Below are 287 nucleotides of genomic sequence, written 5' to 3'. Positions count from 1 at the left end.
AACGACCGTGTTCGGCATGGGAACGGGTGTGACCTCTTTGCTATCGCCACCAAACTATAATGGTATTTTTTCAAAAACACCTTGAAAGAAATGATTCCTTCAAAACTAGATAATGCAATATAGAAACCATTGTCATACTTCAGGAAGTATGACTTCAAGAATGTATTGGATAAGTCCTCGACCGATTAGTATCTGTCAGCTCCACGTGTCACCACGCTTCCACACCAGACCTATCAACCTCATCATCTCTAAGGGGTCTTACTGGATTAACTCCATGGGAAATCTCA

At 41.8% G+C, this 287-nt stretch carries 2 rRNA genes; both read right to left on the bottom strand.

The window, feature by feature from the left end:
• Positions 1-54, bottom strand: a 5S ribosomal RNA gene (gene rrf, locus SAZ04_RS23645); the annotation flags it as partial.
• A 111-nt stretch (positions 55-165) separates the two neighbouring features.
• Positions 166-287: ribosomal RNA gene (locus SAZ04_RS21820) — 23S ribosomal RNA — on the bottom strand; the annotation flags it as partial.

Source organism: Halalkalibacter lacteus (assembly GCF_036663595.1).
GTDB classification, from domain to species: domain Bacteria; phylum Bacillota; class Bacilli; order Bacillales; family Bacillaceae_D; genus Halalkalibacter; species Halalkalibacter lacteus.
This window is presented reverse-complemented; position numbering and strand designations above follow the sequence as displayed.